The organism is Streptomyces sp. CA-278952 (genome assembly GCF_028747205.1).
GTDB lineage: Bacteria > Actinomycetota > Actinomycetes > Streptomycetales > Streptomycetaceae > Streptomyces.
The window spans coordinates 3,246,728-3,264,759 of record NZ_CP112880.1; the positions used below are offsets into that span (position 1 = coordinate 3,246,728).

Annotated in this window: 15 protein-coding genes and 1 tRNA gene; 8 read left to right on the forward strand and 8 right to left on the reverse strand. The window is 74.5% G+C overall.

Going from position 1 to position 18,032, the window contains the following annotated elements; translation table 11 throughout:
* The first annotated feature begins 61 nt into the window (after positions 1-61).
* Entirely contained in the window at positions 62-1,255 is a 1,194-nt protein-coding gene (locus N7925_RS14335; protein WP_274344045.1) for a flavin-containing monooxygenase, read from the forward strand.
* Here the strand turns inward: N7925_RS14335 and N7925_RS14340 are convergent.
* The gene (locus N7925_RS14340; protein WP_274344046.1) at positions 1,182-2,885 is read right to left on the reverse strand and encodes an MFS transporter; all 1,704 of its coding nucleotides are present in this window, start codon (positions 2,883-2,885) and stop codon (positions 1,182-1,184) included. The genes N7925_RS14335 and N7925_RS14340 overlap by 74 nt on opposite strands.
* A 104-nt stretch (positions 2,886-2,989) precedes the next feature.
* On the opposite strand from N7925_RS14340, the gene N7925_RS14345 reads away from it, so the two are divergent.
* Together N7925_RS14345 and N7925_RS14350 are read left to right on the forward strand one after the other, a co-directional pair.
* Complete coding sequence (locus N7925_RS14345) at positions 2,990-5,860, forward strand: BTAD domain-containing putative transcriptional regulator (RefSeq protein ID WP_274344047.1); 2,871 nt, start codon at positions 2,990-2,992, stop codon at positions 5,858-5,860.
* Between the two features lie 120 nt (positions 5,861-5,980).
* Positions 5,981-6,454, forward strand: coding sequence for a carboxymuconolactone decarboxylase family protein (locus N7925_RS14350; protein ID WP_265600009.1), 474 nt, complete (start codon positions 5,981-5,983; stop codon positions 6,452-6,454).
* 36 nt (positions 6,455-6,490) lie between these two features.
* Here N7925_RS14350 and N7925_RS14355 read toward each other — a convergent pair whose 3' ends face one another.
* A complete protein-coding gene (locus N7925_RS14355) occupies positions 6,491-7,342 on the reverse strand; it encodes an NAD(P)H-binding protein (RefSeq protein ID WP_274344048.1) in 852 nt (283 codons plus the stop codon).
* 101 nt (positions 7,343-7,443) lie between these two features.
* Between N7925_RS14355 and N7925_RS14360 the strand changes: the two genes are divergently transcribed.
* Complete coding sequence (locus N7925_RS14360) at positions 7,444-8,427, forward strand: AraC family transcriptional regulator (RefSeq protein ID WP_274344049.1); 984 nt, start codon at positions 7,444-7,446, stop codon at positions 8,425-8,427.
* A 146-nt stretch (positions 8,428-8,573) separates the two neighbouring features.
* On the opposite strand, the gene N7925_RS14365 is transcribed toward N7925_RS14360, so the two are convergent.
* The 3 genes from N7925_RS14365 to N7925_RS14375 form a co-directional block, all read right to left on the reverse strand.
* Positions 8,574-9,056: a hypothetical protein gene (locus tag N7925_RS14365; protein WP_274344050.1), complete on the reverse strand. Its 483-nt coding sequence runs from the start codon at positions 9,054-9,056 to the stop codon at positions 8,574-8,576.
* 96 nt (positions 9,057-9,152) lie between these two features.
* A complete protein-coding gene (locus tag N7925_RS14370) occupies positions 9,153-10,019 on the reverse strand; it encodes an NAD(P)H-binding protein (protein ID WP_265600013.1) in 867 nt (288 codons plus the stop codon).
* A gap of 155 nt (positions 10,020-10,174) precedes the next feature.
* Positions 10,175-10,248 (reverse strand) — tRNA-Met (locus N7925_RS14375).
* A 246-nt stretch (positions 10,249-10,494) separates the two neighbouring features.
* Here N7925_RS14375 and N7925_RS14380 point away from each other — a divergent pair.
* Together N7925_RS14380 and N7925_RS14385 are read left to right on the forward strand one after the other, a co-directional pair.
* A complete protein-coding gene (locus tag N7925_RS14380; RefSeq protein WP_265600014.1) occupies positions 10,495-12,723 on the forward strand; it encodes an acetate--CoA ligase family protein in 2,229 nt (742 codons plus the stop codon).
* Positions 12,720-13,661, forward strand: coding sequence for an enoyl-CoA hydratase/isomerase family protein (locus N7925_RS14385; RefSeq protein WP_443032150.1), 942 nt, complete (start codon positions 12,720-12,722; stop codon positions 13,659-13,661). The genes N7925_RS14380 and N7925_RS14385 overlap by 4 nt, the downstream gene beginning before the upstream one ends.
* A 26-nt stretch (positions 13,662-13,687) precedes the next feature.
* Here N7925_RS14385 and N7925_RS14390 read toward each other — a convergent pair whose 3' ends face one another.
* Together N7925_RS14390 and N7925_RS14395 are read right to left on the reverse strand one after the other, a co-directional pair.
* Positions 13,688-14,623 carry a pyridoxamine 5'-phosphate oxidase family protein gene (locus tag N7925_RS14390; RefSeq protein WP_265600015.1) on the reverse strand — a complete coding sequence of 312 codons (936 nt, stop codon included), beginning with the start codon at positions 14,621-14,623 and terminating at the stop codon, positions 13,688-13,690.
* Positions 14,624-14,668: 45 nt separating this feature from the next.
* Positions 14,669-15,124 (reverse strand): VOC family protein, encoded by a 456-nt coding sequence (locus tag N7925_RS14395; RefSeq protein ID WP_265600016.1) that lies wholly within the window; start codon positions 15,122-15,124, stop codon positions 14,669-14,671.
* Between the two features lie 161 nt (positions 15,125-15,285).
* Here N7925_RS14395 and N7925_RS14400 point away from each other — a divergent pair, with 161 nt between their 5' ends.
* Positions 15,286-15,873: a CGNR zinc finger domain-containing protein gene (locus N7925_RS14400; protein WP_274344051.1), complete on the forward strand. Its 588-nt coding sequence runs from the start codon at positions 15,286-15,288 to the stop codon at positions 15,871-15,873.
* A gap of 132 nt (positions 15,874-16,005) precedes the next feature.
* Positions 16,006-16,617: a flavin reductase family protein gene (locus tag N7925_RS14405; protein WP_265603874.1), complete on the forward strand. Its 612-nt coding sequence runs from the start codon at positions 16,006-16,008 to the stop codon at positions 16,615-16,617.
* Here the strand turns inward: N7925_RS14405 and N7925_RS14410 are convergent.
* Positions 16,607-17,974 (reverse strand): MFS transporter, encoded by a 1,368-nt coding sequence (locus N7925_RS14410; protein ID WP_274344052.1) that lies wholly within the window; start codon positions 17,972-17,974, stop codon positions 16,607-16,609. The genes N7925_RS14405 and N7925_RS14410 overlap by 11 nt on opposite strands.
* Between the last annotated feature and the right edge of the window lie 58 nt (positions 17,975-18,032).

Sequence of the window (18,032 nt, forward strand, 5' to 3'; positions counted from 1 at the left end):
CGCAATCGATTTCGCTCTTGACCGAGACCCATCAACAGAGCGGACGATTACGCTCCGAACCATGCCCAACAGCCCGTCCCCCACAGGCCGTGACGCCGCCGCCCTCACCGACCGTACGGACGACCGTCCCGTCTACGTCATCGGCGGCGGCCCCGGAGGCCTCGCCGCCGCCGCCGCGCTGCGCGCCCGGGGCGTACGGACCGTGATCCTGGAGAAGTCGGACCGCGTCGGCGCCTCCTGGCGCGGCCACTACGACCGGCTGCGCCTGCACACGACCCGGCGTTGGTCGGCGCTGCCGGGGCTGCGCATGCCCCGCAGGTTCGGGCGCTGGGTGGGCCGGGACGACGTGGTGCGGTACCTGGAGAAGTACACCGAGCACCACGGGCTGGAAGTGGTCACCGGCGTCGAGGTGACGCGGATCGACCGGGCCCCCGACGGCTCCGGCGACTGGCAGCTCACGGCGACGGGCGGGCGGGTCCTGCGGGGCCGCGCGGTCGTCGTCGCCACCGGGTTCAACCACACCCCGCGCATCCCCGACTGGCCGGGCCGCGACACGTACACGGGCGAACTGCTGCACGCCGCGCAGTACCGCGCCCCGGCCCCGTACGCCGACCGGGACGTCCTGGTCGTCGGCATCGGCAACACGGGCGCGGAGATCGCCGCGGACCTCGCCGAGGGCGGCGCGTCCCAGGTCCGCATCGCGGTCCGGACGGTCCCGCACATCGTCCGCCGCTCCACCGCGGGCTGGCCGGCCCAGGCCACCGGCATCCTGGTCCGCCGCCTCCCGGTGCGGCTCGTCGACCGCGCGGGGGCCGTGATGTGCCGGATAGCCGTGCCCGACCTGGCCGCGCAGGGCCTCCCCCGCCCCGACACCGGCCTGTACTCCCGGGTCCGCCAGGGCGCGATCCCGGTCCAGGACGTCGGGCTGATCGACGCGGTCCGGTCCGGCGCGGTCACCCCGGTGGCGACGGTCGCCTCCTTCGACCGGGACACCGTGGTCCTGGCCGACGGCACCCGCCTCACCCCGGACGCCGTCATCGCCGCCACCGGCTACGACCGCGCGCTGGAACCGCTGCTCGGCCACCTGGACGTCCTGGACGGGCGGGGCCGCCCGGTCGCCCACGGGGGACGCTCACCGAAGGGCGCCCCGGGGCTCTACTTCACCGGCTTCACCAACCCGATCAGCGGCATGCTCCGGGAAATGGCCCTGGACGCCCAGAAGATCGCGAAGAGGGTGGCCCGGGCGCCGCACTGACGTCCCCGTCGGTCTCCGGGCCGTCCCCGTCGGTCTCCCGCACGCCATCCCCGTCGGTCTCCGCCGGGCCGTCCCCGTCGGTCTCCGCCGGGCCGTCCCCGCCGGTCTCCGGCACGTCGCCGCCGCCGATGACGCCGACGCGCCGCAGCACGACGGCGGACAGGAACGAGAGCAGCAGGGTGCACGCCGCGGCGACGATCATCGCGGTGTTCATCCCGGAGGTGGCCGCTTCCTTGGCGTGATCGAGCCAGCCGGCGGGCATCCGCTGTGCCGAGGAGACCGCGCCGGCGAGGCTGTCGCCCGCGACGGCGGCCACCTCCGACGGGACACCGGCGGGCATCGCGTCGTCGACCCGGTCGCGGTAGACCGCGGTGGCCAGGCTGCCCAGGACCGCCACGCCCAAGGCGAGGCCCAGCTCCTGCACGGTCTCCGACATCGCCGAGGCCGAGCCCGCCTTCTCCGGCGGCGCGGCTCCGACCACCAGGTCCGTGCCCAGCGCCGCGATCGCCCCGAGCCCGAGGTAGACGAGCCCGAAACCGATCACCATCAGCGCGACGCCGTCCGAGGCGTCCACCAGGGCGAGCAGCACGTATCCGACCGTGGACAGGGCCAGGGTGGCCGCCACCACGATTCCCGGCGCCACCCGGCGGGCCACCAGGGGTGACCCGATCGCCGCCAGGAACATCAGCAGGGCCGGCGGCCCCATCCACAGGCCCGCCTCCACGGGGGGCAGCCCCTCGACGAACTGGAGCTGCTGGGTGATCAGCAGCATCGAGCCGCCGACGCCTACGAGACCGACGAGCAGCACGCTCAGCGCGGCGCTGAACGTCCGGTCGGCGAACAGGCCCACGTCCAGCAGCGGGTTCGCCAGCCCCGCCTGGCGGCGGACGAACAGCACCGCGAAGACCGCACCGACCAGCGCGGCGGCGATCGTGGGCACGTCGAAGCCGTCCTCGGCGAACCGCTTCACCGCGTAGACCACCGGCAGGATCGCGGTCAGCGACAGCGCGACGCCGAGCAGGTCGAACGGGCCGCTCCGCGGCGCCCGGTACTCGGGGATCAGGACCGGAGCGGCCACCAGCAGCACGATCGCGACCGGGACCGCGAGGAGGAACACCGAGCCCCACCAGAAGTGGTCCAGCATCACTCCGCCGACCACCGGCCCGAGCGCCATACCGAGCGCGAAGCTCGTCGCCCAGACCCCGATGGCCAGGGAGCGCTGCCGCTGGTCGGCGAACATGTTGCTGATCAGGGCCAGCGTGGACGGCATCAGTGTGGCCCCGGCGATCCCCAGGGCCGCACGCGCGACGATGAGCAGCTCGGCGCTGGTGGACCAGGCCGCCAGCACCGAGACGGTTCCGAAGGCCGCGGCTCCGATCATCAGCAGCTTGCGACGGCCGATCCGGTCCCCCAGCGTGCCCATGGTGAGCAGGAAGCCGGCGATGAGGAAGCCGTAGGCGTCCATGATCCACAGCTCCTGGGTGCCGGACGGCCGCAGGTCCTCCGCCAGCGAGGGGAGGGCCAGGTACAGCACGGTGACGTCGAGGCCCAGCAGCACGGTGGGCAGGGAGAGGACGGCCAGTCCTCCCCACTCCCGGGCGCCCGCTCCGCGTACGGTCGTTGTGGTCATGGAACTCCCCTGCGTTTCGCGTCTCGGCAACGTGCACGCGCCACGGTGCCGTCCCCCACGCACGGTTTCCTGAGGGTCGTCGGGACAGCCCTTAGACTCCGGTCATGCGTTACGGGGTGCTCGGCCCGCTGGCCGTCTGGGACGCGGAGGGGCGGCCGGTCAGGGTTCCCGAGGCGAAGGTCCGCGCCCTGCTGGCGAATCTGCTCGTCCACGGCGGCGGGCCGGTACCGGCTGACCGCCTGATCGAGGACCTGTGGCCGGGCTGCCCACCGGGCGGCTCGGCCAACACGCTCCAGACCAAGGTCTCCCAGCTGCGCCGGGTACTGGGCCGGGAGCGGGTGGTCCGCGAGCCCGCCGGCTACCGGCTGCTGCTCACGGACGCCGAGAACAACGGGAACAGCGGGAACGACGTGGTCGGCACGGTCGACGCCCTGGAGTTCCAGGAGCTGGCCGAGCGCGCCCGCGCCCACCGGGAACCGGCGGTGCAGGCCGACCTGTTCGCCGAAGCGCTCGCGTTGTGGCGGGGCCCTGCCTACGCCGATGTGGCCGAGTCCCTGTTCGCCCGCGGCGAGATCACACGGCTGGAGGAGCTGCGCCTCAACGTCGTCGAGGACCACGCCGAGGCGCGCCTCGCCCGGGGTGAGCACACCGCGCTGGCGGCGGAGCTGGGGACACTCGTGGGGCGCCACCCGCTGCGCGAGCGGCTGCGCATGACCCATATGCGCGCCCTGTACCGGGCCGGGCGACAGGGCGACGCCCTGCGGAGCTTCCAGGACCTGCGACGGCAACTGGCCGAGGAGCTGGGGGCGTCACCCGGCCCGGAGGCCTCCGCGCTGCACGAGGCGATCCTGCGCCAGGAGACACGACTGGCCACACCCGCCGTCGGATCGCTGTCGTGCCGGACCAACCTGCCCGCCCCGCTGACCCCGCTGATCGGCCGGCAGGAGGCGGCCGATCAGGTGCTGGCCCGGCTGGACCCCGGCGCGGACACCCGTCTCGTCACCCTCACCGGCCTCGGCGGAGTGGGCAAGACACGGCTGGCGGTCGCCGCGGCACGCGACGCGTCCGGCCGGTTCGCCGACGGGGTGTGGCTGGTCGAACTGGCGGGCCTCGGCGCGACCTCGGCCCCGGACGACATCGCCGAACGGGTCATCACGACGCTGGGGCTGTGCGACACCGCGGCGACGGAGCCGGATCTGGACGACCTGGTGGGCTGGCTCTGCCGGGCCGTGGCCGACAGACGGCTGCTGATCCTGCTGGACAACTGCGAGCACCTCGTCGAGCCGGTCGCCGTGCTCGCGGGCGCCGTGCTGTCGGCCGTGCCCTCGGCACACCTCCTGCTCACCAGCCAGGAGCCCCTCGACATCCCCGGCGAGGTGGTGCATCCGGTTCCGCCGCTGACGCTGCCGGAGCGCACCGATCCATCGGCGATCGCCCGGGCCGGCGCCGTCGAGCTGTTCGTGCGGCGGGCCGCGGCGGCCGCGCCCGGCTTCGTCCTCGACGCGGACAACGCGGAGGCCGTCGCCACCATCTGCCGTCGCCTCGACGGCATTCCGCTCGCCCTGGAACTCGTGGCGTCCCGGCTGCGGACGCTGAGCCCGCACGAGCTGGCCGCCCGGCTGGACGACCGGTTCGCCCGGCCCGACGTCCGGGTACGCGGGCTCCCCGACCGCCAGCGGACGTTGCGGGGGATGCTCGACTGGAGCTGGCAGCTGCTGACCGGGGACGAGCGCACGGTGCTGCGGCGCCTGGTCGTGCACGCCGACGGCTGCGTCATGGCGTCCGCCCAGGCGGTCTGCGCCGACGCCGGCCTGGACGCCGGGCGGATTCCCGACCTGCTGTCCCGGCTGGTGGACCGCTCGCTGGTGGTCCGTGAGGGCGACCGGTTCCGGCTGCTCGAATCCGTGGCCGCCTACTGCGCCGAACGGCTGGCGGAGGCCGGCGAGGAGACCGCCGTACGCACCCGGTTCGTACGCCACTGCGCCGAGTCGGCCGAACGGGAGAGCGAGCGGCTGCGCGGGCCGGACCAGCGGCGCTGCCTGGAGCGCCTCGACGCGGAGACCGTCAACCTGCGCCGCGCCCTGGATCTCGCGGTCGCCCAGGACGCCGCCGGATACGCGGTACGGCTGGTGAACGCGCAGGCGTGGTACTGGTTCCTGCGCGGCCGGCTCACCGAGGCCCGCAGGTCGCTCCGGACGGCGCTGGCCGCCGGGGGCGAGGCCGCCCCGGCCGGGCGCGTGGCGGCGCGGGCCTGGCTGGCCGGTATGGAGCTGCGCTCCTCGGAGGGCGGTACGGCAGCGGCCCCGGCGGGCGAGGACCCCACCGCCGGCGTCGAGGACCCGGTACTGAGAGCCCGGTTGCAGTGGTTCGTCGGCACCGGGCTGACGGGCGGCGGCCACCACCGCGAGGGGCGGCGGCTGGTGGAGGCGGGGCTGGCCGGCGCGCGCGCCGCCCGGGACCACTGGGGCGAGGCCGCGGCACTGGTCGAGCTCGCGAGCCACGCCCCGGGCCGGGAGGCGTCCGCGGAGCTGGGCGCCGCGCTGTTCGTGGAGGCCGGCGACCGCTGGGGCAGACTGCGGGCCACCCGGGCCCTGGCGCTCGCGGCCGAACGCCGGGGTGACGGCGCCCGGGCTGAACGACTGCACCGGGAGGGTCTCCTGATGGCCGAGGAACTCGGCCTGTGGACCGAGGTCGTCGAGACGCTGACGTCGCTCGGCAGGGCCGCGCTGGCGGACGGCGGCGCCGAGCGGGCGACGGAGCTGTACGAGCGCGCGCGGTCCGTGTCGGCCGAACGCGCCTACAGCGCGGGCGAGATCCGCGCCGAGATCGGCCTGGGGCACGCGGCACGGCTCCGCGGCGACCGGGACGCCGCCAGGCACCACCTGAACCGGGCACGGGCCAAGAGCCACGCTTCGGGCCACGCCGCCCGCGCCGAGGCCGCCCTGGCGGACCTGAATCCCCCACCCCGGGCGTGAGCGGGCCCCCGCACCGCGCTCCGGGTGACGCCGGTCACTCCCCTCCCCCGGATGTCACATCCCCGGGGGCCTGTTCCGTCCTGTGTGTGTAGCCAGTGACGACAGCAGAGGGAGCACACCATGAACCCCCGACTCAACGCCTTCGCCAGCCCGGTCACGGGCAAGCTCGTGAAGCACCTGGTCTCGGCGAGCAAACTCGTCGAGGACACGACGCTGCCCGCCGTGACGCAGGAGCTGGTGAAGATCCGCGCGAGCCAGATCAACGGCTGCGGCGGCTGCCTGGACATGCACACCAAGGAAGCCGCGGCTGCCGGGGAGACCTCGCTGCGCCTGAACCTGATCGCCGCGTGGCGGGAGGCCACCGTCTTCACCGACGCCGAGCGCGCCGCGCTGGAGCTGACGGAGCAGGGCACCCGCATCGCGGACGCGGCGGGCGGGGTCCCGGACGACGTCTGGGCGAACGCCGCCAAGCACTACGACGAGGAGCAGCTCCTCGCTCTCGTCTCGCTGATCGCGCTGATCAACACCTTCAACCGGCTGAACGTCATGCTCCAGTACCCGGCCGGCGGCTACCAGGTGGGACAGTCCGCGTAACGGACCCACGGACGGGGCGGACCGGGCGGACCGGGGCTACGCCCACACCCCCGTGGCCGCGATGCGCCGCGCCCACGGTTCCAGGTCGGCGGCCTCCCGGCCGAGCACCTGGCGGACGCCGTCGGTCACCTCGGCCGAGTGGCCCGCGCGGTGCAGGGCGAACATCGCGCCCAGGGAGTCGGCGGCGGCCTCCGGCCATCCCTGGGCGAGGAGTTCCGCGCGGTACGCCTCCGGGGTCAGCTCCTCGTAGCGGACGGGGCGGCCCGTCGCGCGGGCGATGGTCTCCGCGGCCTCGGCGAAGGTGAGGGCACGGGGGCCGGACAGGGTATACGTGCGGCCCGCGTGGCCGTCCTCGGTGAGGACGGCCACCGCGACCGCCGCCACGTCGTCGGCGTCGACGAAGGGTTCGGGGACGTCCCCGATCGGCAGGCCGAGGCGGCCCTCGCGGAGCGGGGTCCGCCACAGGTCCTCGTCGAAGTTCTGGAAGAAGTTGTTGGGGCGCAGGAGGGTCCACTCGGCCCCGGACTCCCGGGCCGCGTCCTCCGCCGCCGCCATGCCCCGGCCGAAGCCCTCGCCCGCGTGCTCGATGCCGTGGCCGGACAGGACCACGAAGCGGCGGACCCCGGAGGCCTCGGCGCGGGTCACGAACTCCTTTACGGGGGACGGGTCGTCGGGGGCGACCAGATAGAGCGCCTCGGCCCCGGCGAGGGCGGGCTCCCAGGTGTCGGGGAGGGTCCAGTCGAACCGGACCTCACCGGAACGGGAGGCGGGGCGGACCGTGGTGGTTCCGGTCGTGCGCAGCCGGTCCACGACCCGGCGGCCGGTCTTGCCGGTGCCGCCGAGGACGAGGATCCCGGACGGACCGCGGTGCGTGCTCTTCGTCGTCATGGGACCAGTCCATCGCGGCGGACCCGCCGGGCCCATGGGCATCCGTCCGCCGTGCATAGGCGAGCGTCCGGGGCGCGGTCGGCCCTGCCTACAGTTGCGTCATGGACGTGTTCGACGAGCTGTTGCGGGGCGTGCGGGGCAGTGGCGCGGTGTTCGGCCGTTCGGTGCTGCGCGCGCCGTGGTCGGTGCGGTTCACCGACGGGGCGTATCTGACCCTGTGCCTGCCGATGCGGGGCGGGGGATGGATCGTGCCGGAGGGCGGCGAGCCACTGCGGGTGCGGGTCGGCGAGGCGGCGATCGTCCGCGGCCCGGCCCCGTTCGTCTTCACCGACGACCCGGCGAACGGGTCGGGGACGGGCCGGGGCGGCGGCGTACGGGCGGTGGGCAGGGGCGCGGCCCCGGACACCGCCCCCGCGCCCGCGCCCGCACCGGAAGCCGGACCCGGCCCTGGGCCCGAACCCGGCTTCCCCACCGTGCTGTTGGCCGCCACCTACGACGTACGGGCCCAGGTGCCCCAGCGGCTCCTCCAGGCGCTCCCGCCCGCCCTCGTGGTGCCCGACGAGCAGGACTGCGCGCCGTTGCGCGACTACCTGGAGGGGCAGATCGGCGGCGGGCGGCCGGGCGAGCAGATCGTGCTCGACCGGCTGCTGGACTGGTTGCTGGTGTGCACGCTGCGCGACTGGTTCGACCGGCCGGAGGCGGATCCGCCGGGGTGGTACGGGGCGCTCGGCGACCAGGTGGCGGGGCCGGCCCTGCGGGCGATGCACGCGGACCCGGCGCATCCCTGGACGACGGCGGAGCTGGCGGTCCGGGCGGGGGTCTCCCGGACGACCCTGGCGAAGCGGTTCACCGAGCTGGTCGGGGAGGGCCCGGTGGCCTATCTGACCGCCTGGCGGATGACGCTCGCGGCCGATCTGCTGACCCGCCCGGAGCTGACGGTCGCGGCCGTGGCCCGGCGGGTCGGCTACGCGGACGCGTTCGGCTTCAGCGCGGCGTTCAAGCGGCTGCGCGGCGAGAGCCCGACCGCGTTCCGGCGCGCGGCGGCGGCCGCCGACCCCGTGGGGACGGCCGCCCCGGCGGGGTGAGCCGCCCCACGGGCCCACGGAGAGGCGGCGGGTGAGCCGACCCACGGGCCCACGGAGGAGGGGCGGCGAGCCGGCTGCCCCCGACGGCCTGCGGGAGGCGGGCCGCCGCTACGGCGGGGTGCGGGGGCGGGGCGGGCCGGCTGCCGTCACGTCGCGCTGCTCCGACTCCGGCGCCGTTCGCGACGGCGCTCCCTCCTCCGCACCCGCGCCCGCTCCCGTCGCTCTTCCTGCGAGCGGCGCTCGCGCTCCTGACGCCTGACGTCGCGGACCGCATCGCTGTTGTACCGGGCCAGCCACGGAACGAGGCCGCCGATCAGCACGAGGAGGGTCGCCACGGCCCAGTGGCCGGCGGACGTGCCCATCCCCAGGGTGACCGCCGCCGCCGGGACCGCTCCGGCCGGGTAGCCCAAGGTGCGGCGCCAGTCCCTGCGGTAGAGCCCCGCCCTGACCATGATGCCCAGGGGCCAGGGCGCGGCCATGAACGCGGTGAAGTACTTGCCGCCCCCTTCCGGGACACGGCAGCCCTTGGCGTCCCAGTCGCACCCCACATCCACCAGCCCGGCCAGGCCCCAGCCGAACCACAGCACCAGCCCGGCCGTCAGAACGGCTCCCACCCACCCAGCACGCACGTGCGAAGGATACGAACCGCCGGTCACCGAAACGTCCGAATCGGGAAATCGGGAAAATGGGGGAATCGGGGAATCGGCCCCGGGGTACCGAAGGGCTCAGCCCCAGGCACCCCGCGCCGCCGCGTCCCTGACGAACGCGGCGAAGTCGCGCGGCTCCCGGCCGAGCGCCCGGCGCACCCCGTCCAGGACGGGCGCCTCCCCGCTCGTGATGATCGGGTACAGCGCGTCCGTCCAGAGGCCGGCCTCCACCTCCGGGAGGCCCTGGGCGACGAGCCCGGCCCGGAAGGCGGACGTGTCGACGCGGACGTACGCGGCGCGCTTCCCGGTCTCCTTCGCGATCTCGTCCAGGACATCGTCGATGCCGAGCGCGCGGGGGCCCGAGAGTCCGTACTCCTGGCCCGCGTGACCGTCCTCGGTGAGCGCGGCGACAGCCACCTCCGCGATGTCGTCGGCATCCACGAACGCGGCCTTCCCGTCCCCGGTCGGCAGGGCCAGTTCGCCACCGCGTACGCCGTCGAGGAAGACGCCCTCGCTGAAGTTCTGGGCGAACCAGCCGGGCCGCAGGATCGTCCAGGTCACCCCGGAGGCACGTACGGCCCGCTCCCCCTCACCGTGCGGGCCGCCGTTCTCGTAACCGGGGCCGAAGAAGCCGGGCACGTCCACGCCCCGGGCCGAGAGCAGCACCAGCCGCCGCACCCCGCTCGCGACGGCCTGTTCGACGAAGGCGGGTGTCGGGGAGGGTGAGGTGTCGAGCGGGGTGATGTAGACGGCGGCGGCCCCGTCCAGGGCGGCCGCCCAGGTGGTGGGGTCCGCCCAGTCGAACGGGGTGTCGCCGGACCGCGAGGCCGCCCGGGTCTCCACTCCCAGCTCACGGAGCCGGGCCACCACCCGGCGGCCGGTCTTGCCGGTGCCGCCGATCACGAGTACGGGTTCCTGCACGGAGGTCGTGTCTGTCTGTGTCATGGCACCAGCCTCGCCCGGTGGGGCGGCCCCGCCCATGGCCCAGTGACCGGGAGGGATGTCCGATCGTCCGGCGGAGGCGGCACTCCGGCGTTCCACCGGGGGAGACGAGCGAGGCCCGGATCCACAGGGATCCGGGCCTCGGTCGTGTTCTTCAGTAGCGGGGACAGGATTTGAACCTGCGACCTCTGGGTTATGAGCCCAGCGAGCTACCGAGCTGCTCCACCCCGCGTCGGTAAACACCACCCTACGCCACGGAATGTCTCTCCGTGACCACGCGAGGCTCCGCCCGCTCGATCGCCCGGCGCCGGGCGCTCGATCGCCCAGCTCCGGGCGCCGGGCGCCGGGCGCCCGCAGGAGCCTTTGCCTGCACGCCCATTCCTGACACAGCGTCAGTTCAGTAACCTGACAGTGTGTCAGCTAACCGGCCGGTCCCGCCTGTTCACCGGTGGGCCATCGAGCAGGAGTGGGCGGAACGATGCTTGGATCGACTCACGGCACCCTCACCACCGACTTCCGTGCCCGGGTGGTGGCCTGCGGCGAGGAGCCGCACGCCGCCGTCGTCAGCCTTCCGACGGCCTCGGCCCGGGGCGGCCTCGACGTCAGCGGGCGACCACTGCACCTGACCGTGCCCGACCTGGACCGCTTCTTCCGGCCCCGGTCCGTGGCCGTCGTCGGCGCCTCGGACGCCGAGGGCCGCCCCAACACCGGCATCACCCGGCAGCTCATCGCCTGGGCCGACCGGGTGGGGGCCCGGCTGCACCCGGTGCACCCGACCCGCCCGGCCGTGTTCGGCCGGGACTGCTTCCCCTCGGTCGCCGACGTGCCCGAGCCGGTCGACCTCGCGGTCCTGCTGGTCGCTGACCCGCTCCCGGTGATCGAGGAGCTGGGCGAGGCCAAGGTGCCCTTCGCCGTCGCCTTCGCCTCCGGGTTCGCCGAGACCGGGGAGGCGGGCGCGGAGGCCCAGGCCCGGCTGGCGGCGGCGGCGGAGCGCTCCGGGCTGCGCCTGCTCGGGCCGAACACCAACCTGAACGCCTTCGAGAGGTTCCGGGAGGACCTGGAAGGTCCCGCCATCGCCCTGATCACCCAGTCCGGTCACCAGGGCCGCCCGCTCCACGCCCTCCAGGAGCTGGGCATCCGGCTCTCCCACTGGGCCCCCACGGGCAACGAGGCCGATCTGGAGACCGCCGACTTCCTCGCGTACTTCGCCCAGCTCCCCGAGGTCGGGGCCATCGCCTGTTACGTGGAGGGGCTCAGGGACGGCCGTTCCTTCCTGCTCGCCGCCGACCGGGCCGCCCGCGCCAAGGTCCCCGTCGTCGCCGTCAAGGTGGGCCGCACGGAGGCCGGGGCCAGGACCGCCGCCTCGCACACCGGCAAGCTGACCGGGGCGGACGACGTGGTGGACGCGGCGATGCGGCAGTTCGGGGTGATCCGGGTGAACGGCCTGGACGAACTCCAGGACACCGCGGCCCTGTTGGCCCGCGCCCGGCCGCCGCAGGCCGAGGGGGTCGCCGTGTACTCGATCTCCGGCGGCACCGGCGCGCACTTCGCGGACCTGGCGACGGCGGCGGGGCTCTCGCTGCCCGCCCTCTCCGCCGCCAAGCAGGACGAGCTGCACACCTGGATACCCGGCTACCTGGACGTCGCCAACCCCATCGACAACGGCGGCCACCCGGTCGGCGACTGGCGCGGCCGGAAGATCATCGACGCGATCCTCGCGGACCCTGCGGTCGGGGTGCTGATCTGCCCGATCACCGGCCCCTTCCCCCCGATGAGCGACCGGCTCGCCCAGGACCTGGCGGACGCGGCGGAGGCCACGGACAAGCTGGTCTGCGTGGTCTGGGGCTCCCCCGTCGGCACCGAGGACGCCTACCGCACCACCCTGCTGGGCTCCTCCCGGCTCGCCACCTTCCGTACGGCTCGCAACTGCGTCACCGCCGTGAAGGCCTATCTGGACCACCACCGCTTCACCGACCGCTACCGCTCCCCCTTCGAGGACGCGCCGCGCACCCCGTCGCCCTCCTTCCGCAAGGCCCAGGGCCTGCTGCGGCCGGGACAGCAGCTCAGCGAGCACGCGGCGAAGCAGCTCCTGCGCGCGTACGGGATCCGGGTGCCGCGCGAGCAGTTGGTGACCAGCGCGGCGGCGGCGGTCCGGGCGGCCGGCCCGGTCGGCTACCCGGTGGTGATGAAGGCCTCCGGGCCCCGGCTCGCCCACAAGACGGAGCTGGGCCTGGTGAAGGTCGGCCTCACCTCGGCCAGCCAGGTCCGGGAGGCCTACCGCGAGCTGACCGACATCGCCCGGTACGAGTCCGTGGAGCTGGACGGCATCCTGGTCTGCCAGATGATCGACCGGGGCGTCGAGATGATGGTCGGGGTGACCCACGACGCGCTCTTCGGCCCGACCGTCACCGTGGGGCTCGGCGGGGTCCTGGTGGAGGTACTGCACGACGCGGCGGTCCGGGTGCCGCCGTTCGGCGAGCAGGAGGCCCGGGACATGCTCGGCGAGCTGCGCGGCCGGGCCCTGCTGGAGGGGGTGCGCGGCGGGCCGCCCGTCGACGTGGACGCCCTCGTCGAAGTGGTGCTGCGGGTGCAGCGCATGGCCCTGGAGCTGGGCGACGACCTGACGGAGCTGGACATCAACCCGCTGGTGGTGCTGGGGCGCGGGCAGGGCGCGGTGGCCCTGGACGCGCTGGCGGTGTGCCGGTGAGCGGGGAGGCGGCGGAGGCCGCCACCCAGGAATCCGCCACCCAGGAATTCGCCGGCCCGGAGGCCGCCACCCGGGAGTCCGCCGGCCCGGAGGCCGCCACCCGGGAAGCCACTCCCCCGGAGGCCGCCCCTCAGGAGGCAGCACCCCGGGACGCGACCGTCCTGCACTCCCTCGACGGTGGCGTCTCCTGGATCACCCTCAACCGCCCCGAGGTCATGAACGCCGTCACCTGGGAGCAGCGGGAGCGGATCATCGCCCTGTTGGCCGAGGCCTCCGCCGACCCCGCCGTACGGGCCGTCGTGCTCACCGCCACCGGCCGCGGCTTCTGCGCGGGCGCCGACCTGCGTGGCACCCCGGCCCCGGCACGCGAACGCGTCCCCGGGGACGTCGCCCGGACGATCCGGCTCGGCGCGCAGCGGCTGATCGCCGCCGTACTGGACTGCGAGAAGCCGGTGATCGCCGCCGTCAACGGGACGGCGGCGGGGATCGGCGCGCATCTGGCGTTCGCGTGCGATCTGGTCCTGGCGGCCGACACGGCGAAGTTCGTCGAGGTCTTCGTACGCCGGGGGCTCGTCCCGGACGGCGGCGGCGCGTATCTGCTGCCCCGGCTGGTGGGCCCGCAGCGCGCCAAGGAGCTGATGTTCTTCGGGGACGCGCTGCCGGCGGCGGACGCGGAGCGGCTGGGTCTGGTCAACCGCACGGTTCCGGGAGGGGAGTTGGAGGCCCTGGCCAAGGAGTGGGCGGGCCGGCTGGCGGAAGGCCCCACCCGGGCCCTCGCCCTGACCAAGCAGCTGGTGAACGCCTCGCTGGACGGCGACCGGGCCTCGGCGTTCGCGGCGGAGGCCGCCGCCCAGGAGATCAACATGACCACGCGCGACGCCAACGAGGGCGTGGCGTCCTTCGTCGAGCGCCGGTCGCCGGAGTACCGGGGTCGCTGAGGGGCGCCCGCCCCGGGCGGATCGGTTCAGCCGGCCACCGGCGGGTTGAAGCGGTGGAACGCGGGGTCCGACCAGCGCAGCGGGGAGGCGGCGGCGATCTCCCGCACGGCGGTCACCTCGAACTCCACGAGGCGCTCCGCCCCCGGTACGCGCGCCACCGCGTCCCCGTCCCAGACGGTGCGGGCGAAGCCGGTCAGATGGAGGGAGGCTCCGGTGTCCCAGTCGGGCACGAGGAGACCGGCGGCCGGGTTGAGTTCGAGGTTGCCCAGGGTCAGGAACATGCCGTTGCCCGCGTAGTCGGGCCAGCGCAGCAGGCGAGGTGTGAGCACCTGGACAAAGCCCGGGTTGCCGCCCCTGTGCGAGGCGTCGGCGTCGCCCCGGTCGGAGGCGGTGGCGACGAAGAAGGTGTCGGCGGTCCGCAGTGCCTCCTCCTGCGCGGGGCTCAGGGCGTCGCCGTCCGTGACGGTGGACCGCTGCCCGGTCTCCTCGCCCGGCGCGATCCGGCGGTGCCGGCGCTCCTGGATGTACTTGGGGCAGTTGGCGACGGCCTGGTCGAGGTCGACGCGGAGCCCGTTCCCGTCACGGGCCGCCCGGCCGTTCATCCGCATCCGGCGCCGGGTCGCCGGTTCGATGGCGATCATGCCGACGCGGGCGGGGGCGGACCCGCCCGTGCCGGCTCCGGACAGCAGACCGGCCAGCGGGTCGCCGGGCGGCGGCAGGGCTCCGACGACCAGGGTGTCCGGCGCGGGAACGCTCAGAAATCCCGGTTCGCCGGTGAGCTGGGTCGCCCAGATCCGCCCCCGGTCGTCCGCGCCGCCCAGCACCAGGAAGGGCTGCCGGGCGAGGAAGTCCGCCGCCACCTCGGGGATGTCGGAGCGGATGGCCCGCCCCGCGCTCGCCGCCCGCCGGGCGAGCCCCGCCCGCTCCTGCACGGCGACCTCACCCCGGTGGTATCCGCTCATGACCCCACTCCCCGATCCGATCCGATCCGACACAGACGAAAGGCGCTAGAAGAAGCCGCAGGTGGGAGCGGCTGCGGTCGGTGCGTCCGCCGGGTCGGCCCCGGTCGGCGCGTAGACCTCCAGGCGGATGCCGTCGGGGTCGGTGAAGAAGATCCCGCCCGAGGTGCCGCTCTCGCCGTGGGGTACGACGCCCTCGTGGGCGAACTCCGCGCCCAGCCCGCGCAGGACCTCCTCGGTGGCCCGTACCTCCTCGACGGAGTCCACCTGGAACGAGAGGTGGTGGAGGCCGGGGAGGGCCGTCGCGAACGTGCCTGTGCTCTGTTGCCACAGGGTCACCATGAGCCGGGTGTCGCGCCCAAGGAAGATCCAGCGGCGGTCGGCGTCCTTGCCCTCGGCCAGCACCTCGAAGTCGAAGACCTCGCGGTAGAAGGCGGCCGAGCGTTCCAGGTCGGTGACGTTCAGGCCGACGTGGCCGGTCGACAGGTTCTTCGCCTTGCCCATGGTCGATCCCACTCCTCCACTCAGGGTCGCGAGATGGTCTCGTAACCGCTGATATCGAGTTTGAGGGTTAGACCGGAGGGGAGTCAACCGGTGATCTTCATTTGGCTGGTTAAGATTGATGTACCCGCCACCCCCTCCCTCGCGGCAGAAGGAGTCCAGCCATGCCCCAACCCCCCGGCGCGGACCCCCGGCCGCTGACCGGCGAGCCGCTCGCCCTCGACCTGCTCAACACCCGCTGGATCGACGGAGGCGGCCCGCACGACCTGCTGGATTCCGTGGCCGGCCTGGCCACCTGGCTGAACAGCCCCCCGGTGCGCGGACACCTCGGGCCCGCACCCGCCCCGACCGCCGACCGCGCCACGCTGGACCGGCTGCTCCTCGCCCGGACGGCGCTCGACGCACTGGCCGCCTCGGCCGCCCGTCAGGATCCGGCCACCCCCGAGAGCGCCGACCGGCTGAACGAGGTCCTCTCCCACGGGCGCGTCCGCCGCGCACTGGGGCCCGACGGGGCGCCGGCGTCGGCGGTGGAGGTGGACGACCCGTCCTGGGCCCCCGCCTGGTACGCGGCGGAGAACTGGCTCCGCCTGATCGCCGACCGGCCCGACCGCATCCGCCCCTGCGCGAACCACGCCTGCGTCCTGCACTTCTACGACGTCTCCAAGAACGGGACGCGCCGCTGGTGCTCCATGGCGGGCTGCGGCAACCGCGCGAAGGCGCAGCGCCACTACGCCCGGCGCTCCGGGGCCTGACCCGCCCGCCCCACCCCGTCCGACCGGCCCGACCCGCCCGACCCCGCCGGCCCCACCCGGCCCGGACGCCCGCACGGGTTCACATCTGGCGGGCCGTCAGCTCTAATGGACGGCGTGATGGGACATGCAGGCATGGCCGCCACCGCCGTCCGGTACCTCAGGTCCGTCGGCGCCGCCACGACAGCCGCACCGGGGACACCTGCCGGGGCACCGCCCGAGGCGCTGCCCCGGCCGGATCTGAGGGCCGTCCGGGACGATGAGCGGCTGCTCGTCGCCCCGGCCGAATTCCGGCGCGTACTCGGGCACTTCGCCAGCGGGGTCACCGTGGTCACCGCCCGGGACGCGGACGGGCCGACGGGCTTCGCCTGCCAGTCCTTCGCCTCACTCTCGCTGGACCCGCCGCTGGTGTCCTTCATGGTCGCCCGTACGTCGACGACCTGGCCGCGCATCGCCCGCGCCGGGGCGTTCTGCGTGAACATCCTCGGGGCGGAACAGGGCGCGCTGTGCCGGGCGTTCGCGGTGAGCGGCGCCGACAAGTTCGCGGGCGTGGCCCACGAGGACGCCCCGGCGACCGGGTCTCCGCTGCTGGACTCGGTGCCCGCCTGGATCGACTGCCGCATCCACGCCGTCCACACCGGCGGCGACCACCTCATCGTGGTCGGCCGGGTGGAGGCGCTGGGGGCGGCGGACGAGGGGGAGCCGCTGCTGTTCCACCGGGGGGCGTTCGGCCGGTTCAGCCGCTGAGCCCGCCCGCGTCCACCGGCTCCGTGCGGTCCGGGGCCCCGCCCGCGTCCACCGGGGCGCGGCGGCGGATCACCAGGGACATCAGCGCCGCCATCGCGCACAGCGCCCCCGCCGCGTACCAGACCACGTCGTAATTGCCGAACACGTCCCGCGCGACCCCGCCGAGGAACGCCACGACCGCCGCGCCCACCTGGTGCGAAGCCAGCACCCAGCCGAAGACGATCGCGCTGTCGTCGCCGTACTGCTCGCGGCAGAGCGCCAGCGTCGGCGGGACCGTGGCGACCCAGTCCAGCCCGTAGAACACGATGAAGAAGATCATCGGAGGCTGGACCTCGGGGCCGATCAGCAGCGGCAGGAACAGCAGGGAGATCCCGCGCAGCGCGTAGTAGACGGCGAGCAGCCTGCGGGCGTCGAAGCGGTCGGTGAGCCAGCCGGAGAAGATCGTGCCGATGACGTCGAAGACCCCGATCACCGCGAGCAGCGAGGCCGCCACGACGATGGGCATGTGGTTGTCGTGGGCGAACGGGACGAAGTGGGTGCGGATCAGGCCGTTGGTGGAGGCCCCGCAGATCGCGAAGGCGCCCGCCAGCAGCCAGAACGGGCCGGTGCGGGCCGCGTCGAACAGCACGCGCACTGTCCGGCGCGCGGCTCCCCGCACCGGCACGGGCTTCGCCAGGTACGTGCCGCCGTAGGGGGCGAGCCCGACATCGGCCGGGTGGTCGCGCATCAGAAGCCAGACGAACGGGACGACGACGAGGGCGGCCAGGGCGACGGTGACCGAGGCGGGCCGCCAGCCGTGTCTGTCGACGATCCAGGCGCAGAGCGGAAGGAAGACGAGCTGTCCGGAGGCCCCCGCCGCGGTGAGGATGCCGGTGACCAGGCCCCGGCGGGCGACGAACCAGCGGTTGGTGACGGTCGCGGCGAAGGCCATCGCCATCGACCCGGTGCCGAGGCCGACGAGGAGTCCCCAGTAGATCATCAGCTGCCAGGAGGCGGTCATCCAGACGCTGGCGATCGCCCCGGCCGCCACCATGGTGAGCGCGATCGCCACGACCCGCCGGATGCCGAAGCGGTCCATGAGCGCGGCGGCGAACGGCGCGGTCAGCCCGTACAGCGCCATGTCGAGGGAGACCGCGAGCCCGATCTCGCCCCGGGTCCAGCCGAACTCGGCGTGGAGCGGGTCGATGAGCAGCCCGGGCAGGGAGTTGAACGCCGCACCGCCGATGATCGTCACGAAGGTGATGGCGGCGACGATCCACGCCCGGTGGACGCGGGGGCGGGGACGGGGGCGGCGACGCGCCTCGCGGGCCGGCCGCCGGCCGTCGTCCCGGGCGGTGCTTTCGATGGTCTCGGTCACGGGGAACAGCCTCGTGGCCTGCTCCCTTCGCCACGAGTGGCCGGGCGGACACGGTTCG

Excerpts from the sequence above, each read along its gene's own strand:
- N7925_RS14335 (WP_274344045.1), top strand. The coding sequence starts at position 62 with ATGCCCAACAGCCCGTCCCCCACAGGCCGTGACGCCGCCGCCCTCACC.
- N7925_RS14360 (WP_274344049.1), top strand. The coding sequence starts at position 7,444 with ATGGACGTGTTCGACGAGCTGTTGCGGGGCGTGCGGGGCAGTGGCGCG.
- N7925_RS14340 (WP_274344046.1), bottom strand. The coding sequence starts at position 2,885 with ATGACCACAACGACCGTACGCGGAGCGGGCGCCCGGGAGTGGGGAGGA.
- N7925_RS14355 (WP_274344048.1), bottom strand. The coding sequence starts at position 7,342 with ATGACGACGAAGAGCACGCACCGCGGTCCGTCCGGGATCCTCGTCCTC.
- N7925_RS14345 (WP_274344047.1), top strand. The coding sequence starts at position 2,990 with ATGCGTTACGGGGTGCTCGGCCCGCTGGCCGTCTGGGACGCGGAGGGG.
- N7925_RS14390 (WP_265600015.1), bottom strand. The coding sequence starts at position 14,623 with ATGAGCGGATACCACCGGGGTGAGGTCGCCGTGCAGGAGCGGGCGGGG.
- N7925_RS14400 (WP_274344051.1), top strand. The coding sequence starts at position 15,286 with ATGCCCCAACCCCCCGGCGCGGACCCCCGGCCGCTGACCGGCGAGCCG.
- N7925_RS14380 (WP_265600014.1), top strand. The coding sequence starts at position 10,495 with ATGCTTGGATCGACTCACGGCACCCTCACCACCGACTTCCGTGCCCGG.
- N7925_RS14395 (WP_265600016.1), bottom strand. The coding sequence starts at position 15,124 with ATGGGCAAGGCGAAGAACCTGTCGACCGGCCACGTCGGCCTGAACGTC.
- N7925_RS14370 (WP_265600013.1), bottom strand. The coding sequence starts at position 10,019 with ATGACACAGACAGACACGACCTCCGTGCAGGAACCCGTACTCGTGATC.
- N7925_RS14405 (WP_265603874.1), top strand. The coding sequence starts at position 16,006 with ATGGCCGCCACCGCCGTCCGGTACCTCAGGTCCGTCGGCGCCGCCACG.
- N7925_RS14350 (WP_265600009.1), top strand. The coding sequence starts at position 5,981 with ATGAACCCCCGACTCAACGCCTTCGCCAGCCCGGTCACGGGCAAGCTC.